Origin of the sequence: Jiangella aurantiaca (assembly GCF_004349105.1) — a bacterium.
Lineage (GTDB): Bacteria > Actinomycetota > Actinomycetes > Jiangellales > Jiangellaceae > Jiangella > Jiangella aurantiaca.
Genome location: NZ_SMLB01000007.1, coordinates 60023 through 80079 on the forward strand (window position 1 = coordinate 60023; position 20057 = coordinate 80079).

Below are 20057 nucleotides of genomic sequence, written 5' to 3' on the forward strand. Positions count from 1 at the left end.
TGCTTGCCGGCACCTGCAGGGCGCTACCCACGAATTCCACGCAGTAGATCAACACGGCGTTCATTCAGGTCACTACCGGTCTCCCCCCGGAGGAAGCCATGTTGGGTAAGCGATCCGCATCGTTACTGTTGTTCCTGGCGCTGCTGCTCTCCGTCCTGGTCAGCACGCCGGGCGCCGCACATGCCGCCGAGGCTCCGGCCGACACCGAGAGCACGTTCGCGGAGTTGTCCGCGGCCGACGAGTTCGAGAAGGTGCTGGTGGCGCCGGGCATCTCCCAGCCGATGTCCATGGACATCGCCGACGACGGCCGCGTCTTCATGACCAGCCGCGACGGCGTCATCCGCGTCTATCACCCGCACACGGGGCAGGTGAGCGTGGTGGCGGAGCTGAGCGTGTTCGACGACCACCCGTTGCCGCCGAATCCTGATTTCGAGGGGTCGAAGAACCAGGAGGGCGGCCTTCTGGGACTGGCCCTGGATCCGGATTTCGAGACGAACGGCCGGGTGTACGTCTACTACACCAGCCGGGAAGAGAACGCCCATTACCTCTCCCGGTACATCATCGAGGGCGATGCGCTCGATGTCGCATCGGAGATCGTCATGTTGGAGGTGCCCTACAACAAGACGCACTGCTGCCATGTCGCGGGCGATCTGGAGTTCGACTCCGCCGGCAACCTGTACCTGAGCACCGGTGACGAGTCGCCGCCGGATCTGAACCAGCAGTACTCGCCGCTCGACAGCCGCCCAACGCATTGGTACAACGACGACCGGAGGACGTCGGGCAACACGAACGACCTGCGCGGGAAGGTCCTGCGGATCACCCCGCAGCCGGACGGCACCTACACGATCCCGGACGGCAACCTGTTCACCGGCGACGAGGAGGGCGGCGGCAAGACCCGGCCCGAGATCTACGCGATGGGCTTCCGGAATCCGTTCCGCATCTCGATCGACCCCGAGACCGACCGGCTGCACATCGGCAACTACGGCCCGGACCGCCTGGGCGAGTGGACCGAGCGTGGGCCGTGGGGCTTCGACCAGTACATGGCGACGTCCGAGGCGGCCAACTTCGGGTATCCGTACTGCATCGGGAACAACTACCCGTACCGCCCGTGGGACTACGCGACCAACCAGCCGCTCGGTGACTTCTACGACTGCGAGAACGGCCCGGTCAACGACTCGCCGAACAACACCGGGCTCGAGCAGCTTCCGCCGGTGACGCCGGCGACGATCTACTACCCGCGAAGCTGGGCGGGCTGGCCCGAGAGCTGGGTCGGCTGGCCGGCGCAGGAGATCAACCCGATCCCCGAGCCGTTCCTCAACATGGGGTCCGGCGCCGGCGGGCCGATGTCGGGCCCGGTGTACCGCTACGACGCCGCCCTGCAGTCCGACACCAAGTTCCCGGAGCACTACGACGGACGCTGGTTCCTGCTCGACTTCCACCGCGGCCACGTGAAGACGGTCGAGCTGGACGAGAACGAGACCGTCGTAGCCATCGACGACTTCATGCCCGGCCAGACCTGGTCCGGTCTGATGGATGGCGAATTCGGCCCGGACGGCTCGCTGTACGTGCTGGAGGGCGGCTCGTTCGGGAACAGCCCGAACGCCGGCCTGTACCGGGTCGACTACGTGAGCGGCGACGATCCCGGTCCTGGGCAGTGCGTGACCGACGAGTTCGCCGGGACCGAGCTCGACCGCGAGCTGTGGTCGACGATCGTGCGGGAGAACCCGGACGGGTACCGGCAGGTCGACGGCGTGCTCGAGATCGACATGCTGCAGGGCGACATGATCAGCAACCACCTGAGCGGCAACATCAACACAACCGCGCAGAACCTGGTCATGACGCCGGTTCCGGACGGGCGATGGGTGGCCGAGGTCACCGTCGAGCTCCCAGCGAATTCGGTCAACCATGACCAAGCCGGCTTCATCATCTACGACGACGACCAGAACTTCACCAAGGCGGCGTTCTTCCCGCCGTACAGTGGCGCGGCCGACGGACGGTTCGAGTACCTCTACCACGAGAACGGGGAGATCCGTTATCAGGGTGGAATCGACAATGCCACCGTCGCGGCGGCGCCGCTGACACTCCATCTGCGGCTGACCAGTGACGGCGACAATTGAGGGCGGCGTATTCACGCGACGGCGTGACGTGGACCAGCGTCGGGCGACCGGCCCCGATCTCGCAGTACGAAGCGCCCGAGTTCGGCTTGTTCGCCGCGCACGGCCCGAACGAGATCGAGACTCCGCTGACCGCGACCTTCTCCGACTTCTCGCTGTGCGTCCCGGAGGACCCCGCGTGCGCGGCCCCGGCCGTCGACGAGGGGTACCGGCCGCTGTGGGACGGGGCGACTCTGGACGGGTGGAACCAGGCCGGCCCGGGCGGCTTCGCCGTCGTCCCCGACGAGGAGCGGGCGGGATCGTGCGCCCTCGAGTCGGTCGGCGACCCAGCCGGCTTGGGGATGCTGTGGCACGAGGAGGAGTTCGACTCCTACCGGCTGCACCTCGACTTCAAGGCCGTGGCGGAGGACGACAACTCCGGCGTGTTCATCGGCTTCCCGGATCCCGGTGACGACCCGTGGGTCGCCGTGCGGCAGGGCTACGAGATCCAGATCGACGACACCGGGGGCTCCCCCGGGGCCGCTGACAGCTCGAAGACCGGATCGATCTACACCTTCCAGGCGCCGACGTCGTTCCCGACCGTCGCTGGTGAGTGGAACGAGATGGAGATCGAGGTCGACGACCCGATGATCCGCGTGTGGATCAACGACGTGCTGGTCAACGAGTACCACAACCCGGACGGTTCGGGACGCGACCTGGCCACCGGGTACGTCGGCATCCAGAACAACCGCGTGTCGGACAACGTTTTCTTCCGCGACATCTGGATCAAGGAGCTCGGCGACGACCAGTGCCCCGAGCCGGAGACGCCGCCGGCGGGCTTCGTGCCGTTGTTCGACGGCGAGACGCTGGATGGCTGGACCCAGGCCGGTCCCGGCGGCTTCGAGATCGACGAGTGCGGTCTGCTCGAGCCGTACGGTGGCATGGGCCTGCTCTGGTACGACGAGCGGACGTTCGCGGACTACGTCATGCGGGTGGACTTCCGGGTCCAGGCGCCGACGGACAACGCCGGCGTGTTCGTGCGCTTCCCCGACCCGCAGGGTGACCCGTGGATCCCGGTGAACGAGGGCCACGAGGTCCAGATCTACGACGCCACTGACAACCCGCTGACCCGGACCGGCGCGATCTACAACTTCGCTCCGGCCGAGACGCTGGCCACGAACCCGATCGGCGAGTGGAACACGATGGAGATCGAGGTGATCGGCCAGGAGTACCGCGTCACCCTGAACGGCACCGAGGTCACCACCTACACCGGCGACGGCAGCCGCGGGCTCGAGGGCTACGTCGGCCTGCAGAACCACTCGGCCGGCCAGGCCGCCGGCGAGAGCGTCGAGTTCCGCAACGTCTGGATCAAGGAGATCGAGGACGAGCTGACGGTCGACGCCTCGGTGGCGCCGGCCGAGCCCGACGGCGCCGGCGGCTGGTACGTCTCGCCGGTCACGCTCACCCTCGAGTCCAACGACCCCGACGCCGAGCTGTACTGGCGGCCGCGGACGGACGAGACCCAGTGGCTGACCTGGACCGAGCCGGTGGTGTTCGACGCCGACGGCGTCTACAACATCGACTACAAGGCGGTGGTCCCCGGTGACGGCGGCGGCGAGCCGGCCGAGAAGGAGATCCTCGTCGGATCCGGTGGCTTCGGGTTCAGCGAGACCGAGTTCAGCGTGCGGCAGGGCGACACCGTCAAGTTCCAGTACGTCCCCGGCTACGCGCACGACGTCGTGGTCACGGACGAGAACGGTGTGGTGCTGGCATCTCGTCCGCTCGGAGACGACTGGGAGGACGATCCGTTCTCCTTCGAAGCGACCGAGGTGGGCACGTACTACGTGTACTGCACGCCCCACTCGAACCGGCCGGACCCGGACGACCCGACGACCTGGGCCGGCATGGTGTCGACCTTCGAGGTGACGCCGTCCGGTGGCGAGCCGCCGGTGGAGACCGGGATCGAGGAGATCGAGTTCCTCATCGACCGGACGGGCCCCGCCACCGCGGCGTCGCTGGCGGGCGAGCAGGCCGGCGACGTCTACACCGGCCCGGTGACGGTGACCCTCGACGCACAGGACGCCACCTCCGGTGTCGCCGAGCCGCACTACCGGATGGCCGGTGAGGAGGAGCCGGCGGTCTACGACGAACCGATCACCGTGACCGCCCCCGGCACGCACACCGTCGAGTTCCGGTCGGTGGACGTGGCCGGCAACGCCGAGGACTGGCAGTCGGTGGAGTTCACCATCGGCGACGGCGATCCGGGCGCCTGCCCGCACCCGGACATGCGGGAGACGGTCGTGATCGGCGAGATCGACAGCGGCGTGACCAACCACGCGCTCGACGACGGCTGTACGGTCAACGACCTCATCCTCGACGACGGCGAGTGGGTCAACCACGGAGCCTTCGTACGGCACACCCGGGACGTGACCGATCAGCTGGTGGCCGACGGCGTGCTCAGCGGCCGGGAACGAGGCGCCATCGTCAGCGCGGCCGCACGCAGCGACATCGGACGCCCAGGGGCGTCGCACCGGATGTCGTGGTCCTTGTCCTGAACCCGCTGGCAGTCGACGTCCGGCGCCGGTCCGCCACCTGGCGGTCCGCGCCGGACGGGGACTGTCCGGCACGTGACCATCATGGGAGATCTCATGTCGAACCGACTCGGCCGGCTGGCTCCGGCTGTGGGCGTCGTCCTGGCGCTCGCCGCCTGTGGCGAGAGTGTCGATCCGCGGCAGGACACCGACGCCGGCGACACCGAGGGCACTGGCGGCGGTGGCGGCCAGGTCACGCTCGTCATGGAGAGCTGGCGTAACGACGACCTCGCGATCTGGGAGGACGTCATCCTGCCCGCCTTCCACGAGGAGCACCCGGACATCCGGGTGACCTTCCAGCCGACGGCGCCGGACGAGTACGACGCCGCGCTCGACGCCAAGCTCTCCGGAGGGACGGCGGGCGACCTGATCACGTGTCGCCCCTTCGACGTCTCGCTGCGCCTCTACGAGGAAGGACATCTCGCCCCGCTGACCGAACTGGCCGGCATGGAGGCCTTCGGCGACGTCGCCCGCGCCGCCTGGTCGACCGACGACGGCTCGGAGTCGTTCTGCGTGCCCATGGCATCGGTGATCCACGGCTTCCTCTACAACGTCGAGATCTTCGACGAACTCGGTGTCACGCCGCCGGAGACGGAGGAGCAGTTCCACCAGCTCCTCGACACGATCGCCGCCGACGGCACCTACGCCCCGTTGGTGATGGGCACCGCGGACCAGTGGGAGGCGGCGACCATGGGCCTGCAGAACATCGGCCCGAACTACTGGAACGGCGAGGAAGGCCGGCAGGCCCTGATCGACGGAACCGAGCGGTTCGACGACGAGCAGTACGTCGCCGCCTTCACCGAGCTGGCCTCGTGGGCGGAGTATCTGCCCGACGGCTACCAGTCGATGACCTACCCCGACTCGCAGAACATGTTCACGCTGGGCCGGGGCGCGATCTTCCCGGCCGGCTCGTGGGAGATCGCGCTGTTCAACCAGCAGGCGGACTTCGAGATGGGGGCGTTCGCCCCTCCAGTGCCGGAGGGCCAGGACTCCTGCTACATCAGCGACCACACCGACATCGGCGTCGGCATGAACGCGGCCACCGACCATCCGGAGGAGGCGAGGACCTTCCTCGAGTGGACGACCACGGCCGAGTTCGCCGACCTCTACGCCAACGCGTTGCCGGGGTTCTTCCCGATGTCCGACCACGAGGTCGAGGTCGACGACCCACTGGCGCAGGAGTTCCTGAGCTGGCGCGATCGGTGTGAGTCGACCATCCGGAACTCCTACCAGATCCTCTCGCGTGGCGAGCCCAACCTCGAGAACCAGCTGTGGGACCTCAGCGCGCAAGTCCTGAACGGCACGGTCGAGCCGCAGGAGGCCGCGGTTCAAGCGCAGGCCGGCCTGGACCGCTGGTACGAACCCCAGCAGCAGTAGGTCGAAGGAGCGGGTGTGGCGCGGCCGCCGGACGGCCCGCGCCACACCCCACTTCCCGAAGGAGCACACATGACCCCACTGCGGACCACGGGCCCGCCCGACGGGATCGGCGTCGAGGCCGCCACCGCGAGCGGCACGGCCGCGTCGGCGGAACCCGCCGCCAAGCCGCGCCGCCGGTTTCCCACCCACCTGGTCGTCTTCATCGCACCGGCCGCCGCGATCTACACGGTCTTCATGGTCTACCCGCTGCTCGATTCGCTGCGGCTCAGCATGTTCGCTCCCCGCGACGGCCTCCAGACGTTCGTCGGACTGGACAACTTCGTCCGCCTGCTCACCGACGACCTGCTCTCCGACGCGTTCTGGAACGCGGTGTGGAACAACCTGGTGTTCTTCGCCGTGCACTTCGTGGTCCAGAACCCGATCGGCCTACTGCTCGCGGCGCTGCTGGCCACGCCCACGCTGCGAGGACGAGGTACCTATCGCACGTTGCTGTTCCTCCCGACGACGTTGAGCGTCGTCATCGTCGGCTTCATCTGGCAGCTCATCATCAGCCCGGTGTGGGGTTTCGTCGACACCCCGCTGCTCGGTCAGTCGAGTACCGCGTTGGTGACGCTCGCGCTGATGTCCGTGTGGCAGTACGTCGGCATCCCGATGATTCTCTTCTACGCCGTTCTCATCAGCATTCCCGACGAGCTCACCGAGGCGGCGACGGTGGACGGCGCCGGCGCGTGGACGACGTTCTGGCGGGTCAAGTTCCCGCTGATCCTGCCCACCGTCGGCATCGTCTCCGTCGTCACCTACGTCGCCAACATGAACGCCTTCGATCTGATCTACACCGTGAAGGGCGCCCTGGCCGGGCCGGACTTCGCCTCGGACATCATGGGGACGTTGTTCTTCCGCACGTTCTTCGGCTTCCAGCTCCAGCAGGGATCCAGCACCATGGGCGCCACGGTCGCCACCATGATGTTCCTTCTCATCCTGGCCGGCGTGCTGCTGTACTTCTACGGCTGGCAGCGGCGCGTCGAGAGCTACCAACTGTGAGGAGCCCAGAGTGAGCGCTGTGAGCACCCCGGTCCGTGGTGTCGCGCGGTCGCCGCGTGCGGGCCGGCCATGGCGGGCGCGAGCCGGGGCCGCGGTCCCGCATGTCGTGCTGCTCGCCTACGTCGTCGTCGCCTGCGGGCCGATCGCGCTGATCGTCATGAACGCGTTCAAGTCCCGCCAGGCGATCTTCGAGGAGCCGTTCGCCTTCCCGACTCCCGACACTCTGGATCTCGCAGGCTTCGAGACGGTGTTCACGCGGGCCAGGTTCGAGCTGTACTTCCTCAACAGCTTCATCGTCACCGTCAGCACGGTGTTCCTGGTGCTGCTGCTCGGATCGATGGCCGCGTTCGCCCTGGCCGAGTACCGCTTCGCGGGCATCACCGTCATCTCGCTCTACCTGGCGGTGGGGATCATGATCCCGATCCGGCTCGGGACGGTCGGCATCCTCGACCTCATGGTCCGGCTGGGCCTGGTGAACTCGCTGGCCGGCCTGGTCCTGGTGTACACCGCGATGGGGTTGCCGCTGGCCGTGTTCGTGCTGACGGCGTTCTTCAAACAGGTGCCCGGCGACCTGAAGGACGCGGCCCGGATCGACGGCGCGAGCGAGTACCGGGTGTACTCTCTGGCCCTCCCGCTCGTGCGGCCGGGGCTCGCGGCGATCGGCGTGTACACCATGCTGCCGATCTGGAACGACCTGTGGTTCCCGTTGATCCTCACGCCCAGCGAGAGCGTCCGCACGGTCACCCTGGGCACCCAGCTCTTCCTCGGGCAGTTCGTCAGCGACTGGAACGCCGTTCTCGCGGTGCTGACCCTGGCGGCGCTGCCGATGCTGGCCCTGTTCATCATCTTCTCGCGGCAGTTCGTCCGCGGCCTGACGTCGGGAGCGGTCAAGTGAACCGGACGCGAGTCGGCATCGTCGGGGCGGGCTTCATGGGCTCGACGCACGCAGCGGCCTGGGCCGCCTGTCCGCAGGCCCGGCTCACCGCGATCGTGGGCGGACCCACGCACCCGCCCGTGCGTCTGGCCGAGGAGTACGGGATGAAGGCATGCGCCGATCTCGACGAGCTCCTCGACCTGGTCGATCTCGTCGATGTCTGCGCACCCACCGATCGGCACCACGAGATCACCGTCCGCGCGGCCCGCGCCGGGTGCGCCGTGGTCTGCGAGAAGCCACTGGCTCGAACGCCGGGCGAGGGTGCAGACATGATCGCGGCGTGCCGGGAGGCGGGGGTGCCGTTGCTGCCCGCTCACGTCGTGCGGTTCTTCCCCGAGTACGCGGCCGCGAAGGCGGCGGTCGACGCCGGCGTGATCGGCGAACCGGCGGTCGTCCGGCTGACGCGGGCGACCTTCCAGCCGGCGAAGCCGACGGGCACCTGGTACCTCGACGAGGCGCGCTCGGGCGGACTCCATCTCGACCTGATGGTGCACGATCTCGACTACGCCCGATGGGTCGCCGGCGAGGTCGCGGGCGTGCAGGCACGCAGCGTCCGGGCCGCCCGCCCGGACGCCCGCACCGACCACGTCCTGGCCATCCTGCGGCATTCGTCGGGTGCGATCAGCCATGTCGAGGCGTCGTGGGCCTACCCTCCGCCGACGTTTCGCACCCGAGGGGAGATCGCGGGCTCCAGCGGCGTCCTCGAGTTCGACTCCGACCGCACCGCGCCGGTGCGCCCCACCCTGCGGGCCCGCACGCGGCCGGGGGAGATGCCGCTGCCGTCCAGCCCGCTCACCGAGTCGCCCTATACGGCCCAACTGCGCCACTTCCTCGACGTCGTCCGCGGTGTGGCGGCGCCGATCGTCACGGCCGAGGACGCGCTTGCCGCCGTGCGGATCGCGACGGCGGTCGGCCGATCGATCGCGAGCGGCCGCCCCGCGAACGTGGAGGAGGTCGCATGAGAGTCGGGTTCCTGTCCACCGCGCACGTGCATGTCGACGCCTACGTGGACAACGTCCGCGCCGCGGGCGCCGAGGTGGCCGGTGTCACCGACGACGATGCCGAGCGCGGCACCCGGTGGGCGGCCGCGCATGCCGTCCCGTGGTTCTCATCGCCGGAGCAGCTACTGGATGCGGGGGTCGATGCCGTTGTCGTCGGTTCGGAGACGGTGCACCACCGCCGCCTGGTGGAGCAGGCGGCCGCCGCCGGCGTCGCCGTGCTCTGCGAGAAGCCGCTCGCCACGAACGACGACGACGCACGCGCCATCGTGGAGGTCTGTGCCAGGGCCGGCGTACCGCTGATGACCGCGTTCCCGATGCGGTTCAGCCCTCCGCTGCGAGAGTCCGCCGCGCTGCTCTCCGGCGGTGCGCTCGGCAAGGTCTACGCGTGCACCGGCACGAACCAGAGCGTGCTGCCGACCCGGCATGGCGCCTGGTTCGCCGACCCCGTGCTGGCCGGCGGCGGCGCCATCATGGACCACACGGTCCATCTGGCCGACATCCTGCGCTGGTATCTCGGTCAGGATCCCGTCGAGGTGTACGCCGTCACGAACCGTGTGCTCCACCGCGACACCGTCGCCGTGGAGACGGGCGGACTGGTGATGCTCAGCTATCCCGACGGCGTGTTCGCGACGATCGACTCGAGTTGGAGCCGTCCCGAGGGCTATCCCACGTGGGGCGGGCTCACCCTCGACCTGGTCGGCGAGCACGGCGTGATCGGCGTCGACGCCTTCAGCCAGCACCTCACTGTGCACGGTGGATCGCCGGGGCAGCTCGGCTGGCCGATGTGGGGGTCCGACGCCAACCAAGGCATGATCGAGGAGTTCCTCGACGCGGCGCGTCACCGGCGCAGACCAGCGGTCACCGGTGAGGACGGACTGGCCGCGACGCGTGTGGCGTTGGCGGCCTACCGGTCGGCCGCCGACGGTGAACCGGTGATGCTGACCGCGCCGTAGCGATCTACGCGATGTGCTGGGCGGCGGTGGCGCAGCGGGCGCGGCCGGCGAGGACGGTCAGACCGGCGGGGTGGGCGCTCACGGTGGGCTCCGGCACGTGCGGCGGGTCGATCCAGCGGATCTCGGTGAGGCCGCCGTGGCCGTGGATGCGCTCGACGTCGTCGATGTCGTCGTAGACGCCGACAGACTGGACGTCGGAGCAGCACCAGGCGAGCGTCGCGCGGCCGGAGGGGTACTGCGTGCCATAGGCGATGATGCCGGTGCCGGAGACGCCGCTGAGGTCGTAACGGCGGTGCAAGGCGAAGCGGCGCGGGAGTTGAGCAGGCTGGCTCACGTGACTCGTTCCCCGTTTCGTTGATCAGGCGTGGCGGCCGGGACCTGGCTGGTCCGACCGGCCGCCACGCCGGCCTGTGGTGCGCGGTCGACGGCCGCTCGGCGCTCCCCGATCGCCATGGCCGTCCCTCCGCACTCTCTAGGAGATGTCACCAGAGTGACACCTCCCACCCCGTCGTGCACCGTCACCGGGCGACGTGTGACACGTTGAAACATCGGATGACACGAGACGCGGGGACAATCGGACATTCGTGGCATCTTCCGCGGTTCCGTCCACAAGGGCGGGGAGAGCCGCCGCCAACGGCCGGGCCGCCGGTTCGCTGATCGAAACCGTTTCTGGTCTGCGGCGATGGCCAGCGGTGTGGATCGCGGCCGGTTGCGGCGCGCGCATATGTCTATCTGTCCCGGGGCCGCGCCGTCAGCCGGACGCCCCATCCCGTGACATCCGGCCCCCGACTGTGACGTGGTCTGCTCGGCGATCGTCAGCCCCTGCGGGTGGGGACCCGGAACCCGCGCCGCGCGACGTGGCGCTTCGCGCCCACGTCGATGCGGACGGGCGAAAAGGGGCGGGGGTCACGTCACGTTCGGAATCAGCCGGCGCACGAGATCGTCCAGTTCGTCGACCACCTCGCGCCAGACGGAGGCGCGCTGGCCGTAAGGGTCGACGATGTCGTCCTCGGGGCTCTCGCCGGCGATGTCGTCGCGGGCACGGCCCTCGCCGACATGCTGCAGCCAGTCGGTGAAGCGCTGGTGCCGGCCGCGAACGGCGGACTTCTCCGCCCGGCGGACGAAGTCCTTCAGCGTGAACGTCTTCACCCAGGCGTCCGGGTGCGCGTCGACGATGGCGCGGACGTGCCCGCGCTCCATGCCGAGCACCAGCGCCGCCGACGCCACGGACGCGGCAGTGACGGGCAGGCTGCGGTGCCCGCCGAGCTCCAGCCCGCGCCCGCGCATCACCGTGATGCCGACTGGCGGCACCGAGCCGTGCGCGCCGACCAGCGCACCGGACCGGCCGACGAGTGGCGACCCGGCCCGCGGCGCGTAGGCGTCGAGCATGGCGGCGGCGATGGGCGAGCGGCAGCGGCCGGCCGTGCAGACGAACAGAACGTCGATGCTGACCCCCACCCGGTGCCCGGTCCCGACGACGACGGACGCAGTCTACGGCCGCCGTTTCGCCCCGTTCGCACCGCGGGGCGGCGGCCGCTTCTTCACGCAGCGTCACCGGCTCAGTCGCTGGAACCGGCGGACCGCCAGCGGCACGAACACCAGCGTGATCACCAGCGGCCAGACGATCGCCCCGAGCATCGCGTGCTGCTCGATCCAGCTGTCGCCCAGCGCCGCGGGGTTGCCGAACAGCTCGCGCGCCGCCGTCACCGTCGACGACACCGGGTTCCACGCCGCGACGGCGCCCAGCCAGTCGGGCATCTGTGACGGCGCCACGAACACGCTGGAGATCATCGCGAACGGGAACGCGACGGCGAACAGGTTGCCGGCCGCCTCTTCGTTGGGCGTCATCAGGCCGATCCAGATGCCGATCCAGATCAGCGCGAACCGCAGCCACAGCAGCAGCCCGAACGCCGCCAGCGTCGCCCAGAACCCGCCGTCCGAGCGCCAGCCGATGACCAGCGCCGTCGCCGCCAACACGAGCAGGTCCAGGCCGGCGCTGACGATGTCGGCCAGCCCGCGGCCGGTGACCGGGGCCGACGGCGCCATCGGCATGGAGCGGAACCGGTCGGTGACGCCCTTCGTGGTGTCGAGCACGACGGCGTACGCGGTGTTCATGAAGCCCATGGCCATGGTCATGCCGAACATGCCGGGCATCAGGTACTCGCGGTAGTCGCCGCCGCCGGGCACGCTCATCGCGCTGCCGAACACGTACCCGAACAGCAGCACCGACACGATCGGGAAGCCGAGCTGCCAGGCGATGTTGGCCGGCTGCCTGACCAGGTGGGTGAGCGTGCGGCGGGCGACCGTCCAGCCGTCGGCCAGCGCCCAGTGCAGCCGCCGCTCCGGGACGTCCAGGCCGTGGTCGAGAGTGGTCGTGCTCATGCGGGGACCTCCGTCCGCTGCTCGGTGCCGGCCTCGTCGCGGGCGGTGTCCGGCTCGGCCTTGTGCCCGGTGAGCCGCAGGAACACCTCGTCCAGTGTGGGCCGGCGCAGCCCGATGTCCTCGACGCCGATGCCCTCGTCCTGCAACCGCCGGGCGACGTCGGTGAGCGCGGTGACCCGCTGCTCGACCGCTGCGGTGACCCGGCGATGCTCCTCGTCGACCTCCGGCTCGCCGGCCGCGACCCGCGCCACCGTCTGCACCGCCACCGGCAGGTCGACCGCCTCCTCCAGCACGACCTCGAGCTGGTCGCCGCCGACCCGGCGCTTGAGCGCGGCCGGGGTGTCGTCGGCGATCACCCGGCCGTGGTCGATGACGGCGACCCGCCCGGCCAGCTGGTCGGCCTCGTCGAGGTACTGCGTCGTCAGCAGCACGGTGGTGCCGCCGGACACCAGCGAGCGGACCGCCGTCCACACCTCGTTGCGCCCGCGCGGGTCGAGCCCGGTCGTCGGCTCATCGAGGAACAGCACCTTCGGGGCGAGGATCATGCTCGCGGCGAGGTCGAGCCGGCGCCGCATGCCGCCGCTGTACTCCTTGGTGCCCTTGTCCGCGGCCTCGGTGAGGTCGAACTGCTCGAGCAGCTCGTCGGCCCGGACGGCCGCGCGGGCCGGGCCGAGGTGGAACAGCCGGCCGAACATCCGCAGGTTCTGCCGGCCGGTCAGGATCTCGTCCACCGCCGTGAACTGGCCGGTGAAGCCGATGTGCCGGCGAACCCTGCGCGGCTCGCGGGCGACGTCGAAGCCGGCGACCTCGGCGCGGCCGCCGTCGAGCCGGACGAGCGTGGCCAGGATGCGCACCGCGGTGGTCTTGCCCGCGCCGTTGGGGCCGAGCAGGCCATAGACCATGCCCTGCGGAACGGCCAGGTCGAATCCGTCGAGAGCGCGTTTCTCGCCGTATCTCTTCTGCAGTCCTTCGGCGATGATCGCGTCGCTGGAGGTGCTCAAGGAAGTTCCTTCCGCCGAACCGGGTACGTCGTACGCATTGAAGCGTACACCGTGCGCAGTTCATTCCCGGGCTAGTGTTCTCCCTGATGACCACGGACTACAGCGGCGGCGGCGACGTCTCGAAGAGCCTCGAGCTCCTGTGGGGGATGCAGCAGCGTCCGACCCGCGGGCCGAGGCCCGGTCTCACGCTCGAGCGCATCGTCGAGGCCGCCGTCGCGGTGGCCGATGCTGAAGGGCTCACCGCGCTCTCGATGCGCCGCGTCGCCGCACACCTCGGCGTCGGCACCATGTCGCTCTACCGGTACGTGCCGGGAAAGGCCGAGTTGCTCGACCTCATGCTCGACCACGTCGCCGGGCCGGTCGACGACGTCATCGAGGACGACGCCGCCGCCGATGCAGTCGGATGGCGCGCGGCGCTGGAAGAGATGGCCCGCGGGATCTGGCAGATGTGCCTCGACCACCCTTGGTACCCGCAGGTCGACCAGGTGCGGCCGCTGCTCGGGCCGAACAACATCGCCGGCATGGACCGGCTGCTCCGGCGGCTCAAGCCGACCGGGCTGAGCGACCAGCAGCTGGTCCTCATGGTCTCAGTGGTCGACGGCTTCGTGACCGCCGTCGCCCGGTCGCAGGTCAATTCCCTGCAGGCCGAGCAACGCACCGGCATCACCGAAGAGGAGTTCTGGGCCGCCCAGGAGCCGGTGCTGGTCAAGATGATGGAGTCCGGCCGGTTCCCGACGCTGGCCAAGCTGCACGAGCACACGTTCACGTTCAGCTACGAGGACGTGTTCGAGTTCGGCCTGAAGGTCGTGCTCGACGGCCTGGCCGTCGTCGTGGCGACCGGCGGCAAGGCGATGCCGGGCTACTTGGCAGCGCGGGCCGACGAGCCGCACTGTGAGTGAACCGGCCTAGCGGTGGACGGGTGGCGCGTCGGGCCCGTGGTGCGGGTGGTGCTCCCAGCGGACCCGATTCGCGCCGAAACCGGCGGCGTGCACGCCGTCGTGGCCGTGCGGCCGCCGGCAACGGTAGGCGAGGGAGTAGAGGTCGCGGCAGGAGTCGCCGTAGCTGGTGTACGCGAATTCCAGATCGAGACGGTTGTCGGTGCTCATGTGATCACCAGGTTCGCAATGTGCCGTTGCGGGACCGACCGCGACATTGCGGACATATCGAGTATCACACGAGCACCGATGTGTTGTCAGCCCAGCATTCCGTGCGGGTCCAGGATGTACTTGCGAGCGGCTCCCTTGTCGAACTCGGTGTAGCCCTGGGGCGCCTGGTCGAGCGGGATCACCGTGGCGTTGACATTCTTGGCGACCTGCGTGCGGTCGTGCAGGATCGCCATCATCAGCCCGCGGTTGTAGCGCATGACCGGGCATTGCCCCGTCGTGAAGGACAGCGACTTCGCCCAGCCCAGACCGAGCCGGATGGACAGCGACCCCTCCTTGGCGGCGTCGTCGGCGGCCCCCGGGTCGCCGGTGACATACAGGCCGGGGATGCCGACACCACCGCCGGCGCGGGTCACGGTCATGACGGTGTTGAGTACGGTCGCCGGCCGCTCGGTCTGTGCCTCGCCGCCGTGTCCGCGCGCCTCGAAGCCGACCGCGTCGACCGCACAGTCGACCTCGGGCTCGCCGACGATCTGCGCGATCTGCTCGGCCGGGTCGCCTTGCGAGACGTCGATGGTCTCGCAGCCGAAGCTGCGCGCCTGCTCCAGCCGGTCCCTCTGCAGGTCGGCGACGATGACCACGGCGGCTCCGAGCAGGAACGCCGACGTCGCCGCGGCCAGGCCGACCGGGCCCGCTCCGGCGATGTAGACCGTCGAGCCGGGTTGCACCCCGGCCGTCACGCAGCCGTGGAACCCCGTCGGGAAGATGTCCGCGAGCATGGCCAGGTCGCGAATCTTCTCCATCGCCTGGTCCTTGTCGGGGAACTTCAGCACGTTCCAGTCGGCATAGGGAACCATGACGTACTCGGCCTGCCCGCCGACCCAGCCGCCCATGTCGACGTAGCCGTACGCCGACCCGGCGCGTTCGGGGTTGACGTTCATGCAGACGCCGGTCTTGCCCTCCTTGCAGTTGCGACAACGTCCGCAGGCGATGTTGAAGGGTACGGACACGAGGTCACCGGTCTTGACGAACTCGACGTCGCGGCCGGTCTCGATCACCTCGCCGGTGATCTCGTGACCGAGCGTCAGTCCTTCCGGCGCCGTGGTGCGGCCGCGGACCATGTGCTGGTCGCTGCCGCAGATGTTGGTGGCGACGACCTTGAGGATGACCCCGTGCGGCAACTGGCGCCCCACGTTGTCCGGATTCACCCCGGGTCCGTCCTGGATCTCGAACGCCGGGTAGGCGACGTCCTCTACTTCGACGTGGCCAGCGCCCCGATAGACGACAGCTCTGTTGTCTGGCACGACCCCTGCTCCCTCCTGATGGTGACGGATGCGGCGGAAGTGGTACGCCACCTTTCCGGCGACGGTGGCGGGGCCGTCCGAACTCGTCACCGTGCCACCTGGGATGCCAGGGCGGACGGCACGGACGAGGGATGTCACCTGCAGGGAGTGGGCGGATCGCTCGCCCGGAATCTCAAACTAGACCCGGCCGGAAAGAGGCGTCAATCAGCGCGGGCGGGTGGTTCGGTCAGGCTGTGGCGAGGGCGTCGGCGCGGATGGCGAGGGTGATCCGGCGGACCGCCCGGCTGGCCCGCTGCCGGGCGGCGGCCCAGCTGATGCCGGCCCGCTCGGCCGCGGCGGCGCCGCCGTCGAGGCCGGGTGCGGGCGCGTAGATGTCCAGCAGCAGCGCGGCGTCGCCGGCGCTCACCGCGCCCGCGTCGACGGCCCAGGCGAGCAGCTCCGTGAGGTCGACGTCGCCGCCGGCGGCGACGGTCAGGTCGGCCGGGTCGGTCCCGACGACCGCCGCCAGCGTGTCCGGCTCGGCCGGTGTCTCGGTTCGGCAATACGCCAACTCGCGGCTGATCACGCCGAGCGTGTCCATCGCGATGTTCGCCGCCACCTTCGTCGGCCGGCGCTCGGTCGGATAGGTCGCGATGACCGTCCACAGTGCGGCGACCGCGGCCTGCTCGATGCTCTCGCGGCTGTCCCGGCCCGCGTGTCCGGCGGCGATCCGGATCGCCTTGCCGAGCATCAGCTGCAGCACCGTCCGCCCGGCCAGCGCATCGCCGTCGCGGGCCAGCCGCAGCAGCGCCAGCAGGACCGCGTCCGCACCCCGCGAGGCGGCCCCGGCTGCGCCGCCCCGCGAGGCTCCGGCCGGCCGCGAGGCCGCGGCGGTCACCGTCGCCTCGACGTCGGCGAGGTCGCGGCAGCCGGCCAGCGCCGGCTCGGCGGCCGCCCAGCGGGCGACCGCGCCCGCCCGCCCGTCGGCGCGGAGCCGGTCCCACTCGTCGTTGAGCCGGCCGGCCACGCCGGTCCCGGTCTGCCGCCGCGCTCCCGTGATCGTGACGCTCATGCGCCCCAGGCTGGGCGGCGACCCTTGCCCGCAGACTTGCCCGGAAGCTTGCCCTCACGCCCCCTACCAGCAGGGCAATGGTTGCCCGGACGGCGTCAGAGCCGCCCGCCCTGGTCGAGCAGGGTGATGACGGCGTCCCGGGCGGCGATGATCGACAGGCCGGTCGTGTCGAGGACGAGGTCGGCGTCGTCGGGCTCCTCGTACGGGCTGGAGATGCCGGTGAACTCGGGGATCTCGCCGGCCCGGGCGCGCGCGTAGAGGCCCTTGCGGTCGCGCCGCTCGCACTCCGCCAGCGGGGTGGCAATGTGGATCAGCAGGAAGTCGCCGTGCGCCTCCACCATGGAACGGACCCGTGCCCGGGTGGCGGCGAACGGCGCGATCGGCGCGCACACCGCGATGCCGCCGTGCTTGGCGATCTCAGCGGCGACGAACCCGATGCGCTCGACGTTGCGGTCGCGGTCCTCCTTCGAGAACCCGAGCCCGGCGGACAGGTTGCGCCGGACGACGTCGCCGTCGAGCAGGGTGACGGTGCGGGTGCCGATCTCCGCGATCCGGTCGGTGACCGCCCGCGCGATGGTCGACTTGCCCGACCCGGACAGCCCGGTGAACAACAGCACCAGCCCGCGTTCGTGCGGCAGCGGGCGCCACCGGCGCCAGGCGTGCCGGCTCGCCGACGGCCAGTCGGCCGGCTCGGCGGCGGTGCCGTCGAGCCAGTCGCGCAGCGCCTCGGCCGGCGGCGGCTCCGCCGGCACGACCCGGGTGCCGCCGTAAGCGACGGCGATCCGCTCGGCCAGGTCGTCGTCGCGGTCGTCGCCGTACTGCGGGGCGGGCACGACGACCAGGTCGGCCCGGCGGCCTTCGCGGCGCAGCCGGTCGCGCAGTGTCAGCGTCGCCGAGACGACGTCGGCGGCGTCCGGCCCCGGCACGGCACGCGGGCCGTCCAGCACGATCAGCAGCACCGGCTGACCGGCCTTCGCCGTCGCGGCCACGAGCGTGCGCAGGTCGACCGGGTCGCGCGTCACGACGGCCGCGGCTCCGGCCAGCCGCACCTGCTCCGGCGTCTTTCGGTGTGCCGCGTACGCCCCGCGCGGCTCGCCGTCGTCGGTCGCCGCGGCCGCGCGGCGGACCGTCCCCTTCACCGTCAGCCGGCGCTTGCGCGTGGTCGCGGACTCGACGGTGACGACAGCGACCGGCGCGCCCTCGGTGTCGGTGATGGTCAGCTCGGTGCCCGGCGCGGGCTTCTTGCCGGGCTGCGGGTCGAGTTCGACGGCGACCGCCGGCGGCGGCGCGACGGCGCCGGGCACGGCAATGCCGAGCAGCGCGAGCTCGATGGTGGTGAGCGTGATCGGATCGGGGGTCAGTGCAGGACCGGGGGTCGGTTCGGCGGCCACGGCGCCCAGCTTAGGGCCGTCGGGCGACCCCGCCGGAACCCGTCTCAGCCCGCCAGCGCCCGCACCGCGTCGCCGACCGGGACGTCGCCGCCGACCAGCTCGAGCGTCAGCCGCGCGGTGCCCGGCTCGTCCAGGAGCGCCAGGAGCACCGCGGCCACGTCGTCGCGGGTGACGCGTCCGCGCGGGACCGACGGCGCCAGCCGCACCCGGCCGGTGCCCGGGTCGTTCGTGAGGCTGCCGGGACGCAGCACGGTCCAGTCGAGGTCGCGGCGGCGCAGGTCGGCCTCGCTGTCACCCTTGGCCTTCAGATAGACCTGGAACACGTCGCCGGGGTCGGCCGGCGGCTCGGTCGTCGCGCCCATCGACGACACCAGCAGGTAGCGGCGCACCCCGGCCAGCTCGGCCGCGTCGGCCAGCAGCGCCGCCGCGCCGCGGTCGACGGTGTCCTTGCGAGCCGCGCCGCTGCCTGGCCCCGCGCCGGCCGCGAACACGACGGCGTCGGCGCCACGGACCTCGTTCGCCAGCTCGTCGGCGCCGGCCCGCTCCAGGTCGATGACGACGGCCGTGGCACCGGCAGACGCGAGGTCGCCGGCCTGGTCGGGGTTGCGGATGAGGCCCACCGCGGAGTCGCCGCGCAGGGTGAGCAGCCGTTCCAGCCGAAGTGCGATCTGGCCGTGCCCGCCAGCGATGACCACCTGCATTCGGCGTACGTTAGCCGACCCTCGTCGCGCCGGGTGGGCGGACGTCCCCGACCAGCGCGGTGTGCCGGCGACCGTGCGTTACGCTCGCGCGAGTGAGAGCACTGGTCAAGGCCGGACCCGGCGCCGGGCTGGAGCTGGCCGACGTCCCGATGCCGGTGGCCGGGGCGGGCGAGGCGCTGGTCCGCGTCCTGCGCACCGGCATCTGCGGCACCGATCTGCACATCGTGAACTGGGACCCGTGGGCGCAGGCGAACATCCGCCCGCCGCTGATCGTCGGGCACGAGTTCGTCGGCGAGGTGGTCGAGGTCGGGCCGGGCAGCCGGGGCGTCCAGGTGGGCGATCTGGTCAGCGGCGAGGGCCACATCGTGTGCGAGCGGTGCCGGCACTGCCGGGCCGGGCAGCGGCACCTGTGCCCGAACACCGAGGGCATCGGCGTGCACCGCGACGGCGCGTTCGCGGAGTTCATCGTGATGCCCGCCGGCAACCTCTGGCGGCACCCCGACGGCATCGACCTCGACGCCGCCGCGATCTTCGACCCGTTCGGCAACGCCGTCCACACCGCGCTGAAGTTCCCGGTGCACGGCGAGGACGTGCTGGTGGCCGGCGCCGGGCCGATCGGCGTCATGGCCGCGCTGGTCGCCAAGCACGCCGGCGCCCGCAACGTCGTCATCACCGACGTCAACCCGTACCGCCTGGAGCTGGCCGCCCGGCTCGGCGCCGGCACCACCGTCGACGTGCGGTCGACGACGCTGGAGGAGGTCCGCCAGCAGTTGGGCATGGCCGAGGGGTTCGACGTCGGCATGGAGATGTCCGGCGACCCGATCGCGCTGCACGACATGTTCGAGTCGATGGCCAACGGCGGGCGCATCGCGATGCTGGGGCTGCCGTCGAAGGAGAGCAGCGTCGACTGGTCGCGCATCGTGCTGCGCATGCTCACCATCAGCGGCATCTACGGCCGGGAGATGTACGAGACCTGGTACCAGGCGTCGGTGCTGGTCGCCGCGGGCGTCGACATCTCCCGCGTCGTCACCCACCGGTTCCCCAGCGCTGAGCACGAGGCGGCGTTCGAGGCGTCCGGCAGTGGGCACAGTGGCAAGGTCATCATCGAGTGGGCGCAGCGGTAACGAAGGAGGA

16 protein-coding genes and 1 pseudogene are annotated in these 20057 nt (G+C 70.6%); 8 read left to right on the plus strand and 9 right to left on the minus strand.

Annotated elements, in window-relative coordinates; all coding sequences use genetic code 11:
• The first annotated feature begins 98 nt into the window (after positions 1-98).
• From E1262_RS32005 to E1262_RS07495, 6 genes and pseudogenes are all read left to right on the plus strand, one after another.
• A pseudogene (locus tag E1262_RS32005) lies at positions 99-4648 on the plus strand (3-keto-alpha-glucoside-1,2-lyase-like domain-containing protein).
• A gap of 93 nt (positions 4649-4741) precedes the next feature.
• Positions 4742-6061 carry an ABC transporter substrate-binding protein gene (locus E1262_RS07475; protein WP_132102514.1) on the plus strand — a complete coding sequence of 440 codons (1320 nt, stop codon included), beginning with the start codon at positions 4742-4744 and terminating at the stop codon, positions 6059-6061.
• Between the two features lie 69 nt (positions 6062-6130).
• Positions 6131-7102: a carbohydrate ABC transporter permease gene (locus tag E1262_RS07480; RefSeq protein WP_203453655.1), complete on the plus strand. Its 972-nt coding sequence runs from the start codon at positions 6131-6133 to the stop codon at positions 7100-7102.
• Positions 7103-7112: 10 nt separating this feature from the next.
• Positions 7113-7997: a carbohydrate ABC transporter permease gene (locus tag E1262_RS07485; protein WP_132102515.1), complete on the plus strand. Its 885-nt coding sequence runs from the start codon at positions 7113-7115 to the stop codon at positions 7995-7997.
• Positions 7994-8998 (plus strand): Gfo/Idh/MocA family protein, encoded by a 1005-nt coding sequence (locus E1262_RS07490; RefSeq protein ID WP_132102516.1) that lies wholly within the window; start codon positions 7994-7996, stop codon positions 8996-8998. The genes E1262_RS07485 and E1262_RS07490 overlap by 4 nt, the downstream gene beginning before the upstream one ends.
• On the plus strand, positions 8995-9990 hold the full coding sequence (locus tag E1262_RS07495) for a Gfo/Idh/MocA family protein (protein WP_132102517.1): 996 nt from the start codon (positions 8995-8997) through the stop codon (positions 9988-9990). The genes E1262_RS07490 and E1262_RS07495 overlap by 4 nt, the downstream gene beginning before the upstream one ends.
• Positions 9991-9994: 4 nt before the next feature.
• Here the strand turns inward: E1262_RS07495 and E1262_RS07500 are convergent, their stop codons facing one another.
• From E1262_RS07500 to E1262_RS07515, 4 genes are all read right to left on the minus strand, one after another.
• Positions 9995-10324 carry a hypothetical protein gene (locus tag E1262_RS07500; RefSeq protein ID WP_203453656.1) on the minus strand — a complete coding sequence of 110 codons (330 nt, stop codon included), beginning with the start codon at positions 10322-10324 and terminating at the stop codon, positions 9995-9997.
• Between the two features lie 572 nt (positions 10325-10896).
• A complete protein-coding gene (locus E1262_RS07505) occupies positions 10897-11448 on the minus strand; it encodes an arsenate reductase/protein-tyrosine-phosphatase family protein (RefSeq protein ID WP_132102518.1) in 552 nt (183 codons plus the stop codon).
• A gap of 93 nt (positions 11449-11541) precedes the next feature.
• Complete coding sequence (locus E1262_RS07510; RefSeq protein WP_132102519.1) at positions 11542-12372, minus strand: ABC transporter permease; 831 nt, start codon at positions 12370-12372, stop codon at positions 11542-11544.
• On the minus strand, positions 12369-13373 hold the full coding sequence (locus tag E1262_RS07515) for an ATP-binding cassette domain-containing protein (RefSeq protein ID WP_132102520.1): 1005 nt from the start codon (positions 13371-13373) through the stop codon (positions 12369-12371). Before E1262_RS07515 ends, E1262_RS07510 begins: the two co-directional genes overlap by 4 nt.
• Before the next feature lie 86 nt (positions 13374-13459).
• Between E1262_RS07515 and E1262_RS07520 the strand changes: the two genes are divergently transcribed.
• The gene (locus E1262_RS07520; RefSeq protein WP_132102521.1) at positions 13460-14272 is read left to right on the plus strand and encodes a TetR/AcrR family transcriptional regulator; all 813 of its coding nucleotides are present in this window, start codon (positions 13460-13462) and stop codon (positions 14270-14272) included.
• 6 nt (positions 14273-14278) lie between these two features.
• On the opposite strand, the gene E1262_RS07525 is transcribed toward E1262_RS07520, so the two are convergent.
• The 5 genes from E1262_RS07525 to E1262_RS07545 form a co-directional block, all read right to left on the minus strand.
• On the minus strand, positions 14279-14479 hold the full coding sequence (locus E1262_RS07525; RefSeq protein ID WP_132102522.1) for a hypothetical protein: 201 nt from the start codon (positions 14477-14479) through the stop codon (positions 14279-14281).
• A gap of 86 nt (positions 14480-14565) precedes the next feature.
• Positions 14566-15780 (minus strand): formaldehyde dehydrogenase, glutathione-independent, encoded by a 1215-nt coding sequence (gene fdhA, locus E1262_RS07530; RefSeq protein ID WP_132102523.1) that lies wholly within the window; start codon positions 15778-15780, stop codon positions 14566-14568.
• 226 nt (positions 15781-16006) lie between these two features.
• Complete coding sequence (locus E1262_RS07535; protein ID WP_132102524.1) at positions 16007-16831, minus strand: hypothetical protein; 825 nt, start codon at positions 16829-16831, stop codon at positions 16007-16009.
• Between the two features lie 95 nt (positions 16832-16926).
• Complete coding sequence (cysC, locus tag E1262_RS07540; protein ID WP_203453657.1) at positions 16927-18222, minus strand: adenylyl-sulfate kinase; 1296 nt, start codon at positions 18220-18222, stop codon at positions 16927-16929.
• A 44-nt stretch (positions 18223-18266) separates the two neighbouring features.
• The gene (locus tag E1262_RS07545) at positions 18267-18923 is read right to left on the minus strand and encodes an NAD(P)H-binding protein (protein WP_132102526.1); all 657 of its coding nucleotides are present in this window, start codon (positions 18921-18923) and stop codon (positions 18267-18269) included.
• A 92-nt stretch (positions 18924-19015) separates the two neighbouring features.
• Here E1262_RS07545 and tdh point away from each other — a divergent pair, with 92 nt between their 5' ends.
• Positions 19016-20047: an L-threonine 3-dehydrogenase gene (gene tdh / locus E1262_RS07550; protein WP_132102527.1), complete on the plus strand. Its 1032-nt coding sequence runs from the start codon at positions 19016-19018 to the stop codon at positions 20045-20047.
• Positions 20048-20057: the final 10 nt, after the last annotated feature.

Coding starts and splice junctions, on each gene's coding strand:
- E1262_RS07545 (WP_132102526.1), bottom strand. CDS start 18,923: ATGCAGGTGGTCATCGCTGGCGGGCACGGCCAGATCGCACTTCGGCTG.
- E1262_RS07480 (WP_203453655.1), top strand. CDS start 6,131: ATGACCCCACTGCGGACCACGGGCCCGCCCGACGGGATCGGCGTCGAG.
- E1262_RS07475 (WP_132102514.1), top strand. CDS start 4,742: ATGTCGAACCGACTCGGCCGGCTGGCTCCGGCTGTGGGCGTCGTCCTG.
- E1262_RS07525 (WP_132102522.1), bottom strand. CDS start 14,479: ATGAGCACCGACAACCGTCTCGATCTGGAATTCGCGTACACCAGCTAC.
- E1262_RS07510 (WP_132102519.1), bottom strand. CDS start 12,372: ATGAGCACGACCACTCTCGACCACGGCCTGGACGTCCCGGAGCGGCGG.
- E1262_RS07535 (WP_132102524.1), bottom strand. CDS start 16,831: ATGAGCGTCACGATCACGGGAGCGCGGCGGCAGACCGGGACCGGCGTG.
- E1262_RS07520 (WP_132102521.1), top strand. CDS start 13,460: ATGACCACGGACTACAGCGGCGGCGGCGACGTCTCGAAGAGCCTCGAG.
- E1262_RS07495 (WP_132102517.1), top strand. CDS start 8,995: ATGAGAGTCGGGTTCCTGTCCACCGCGCACGTGCATGTCGACGCCTAC.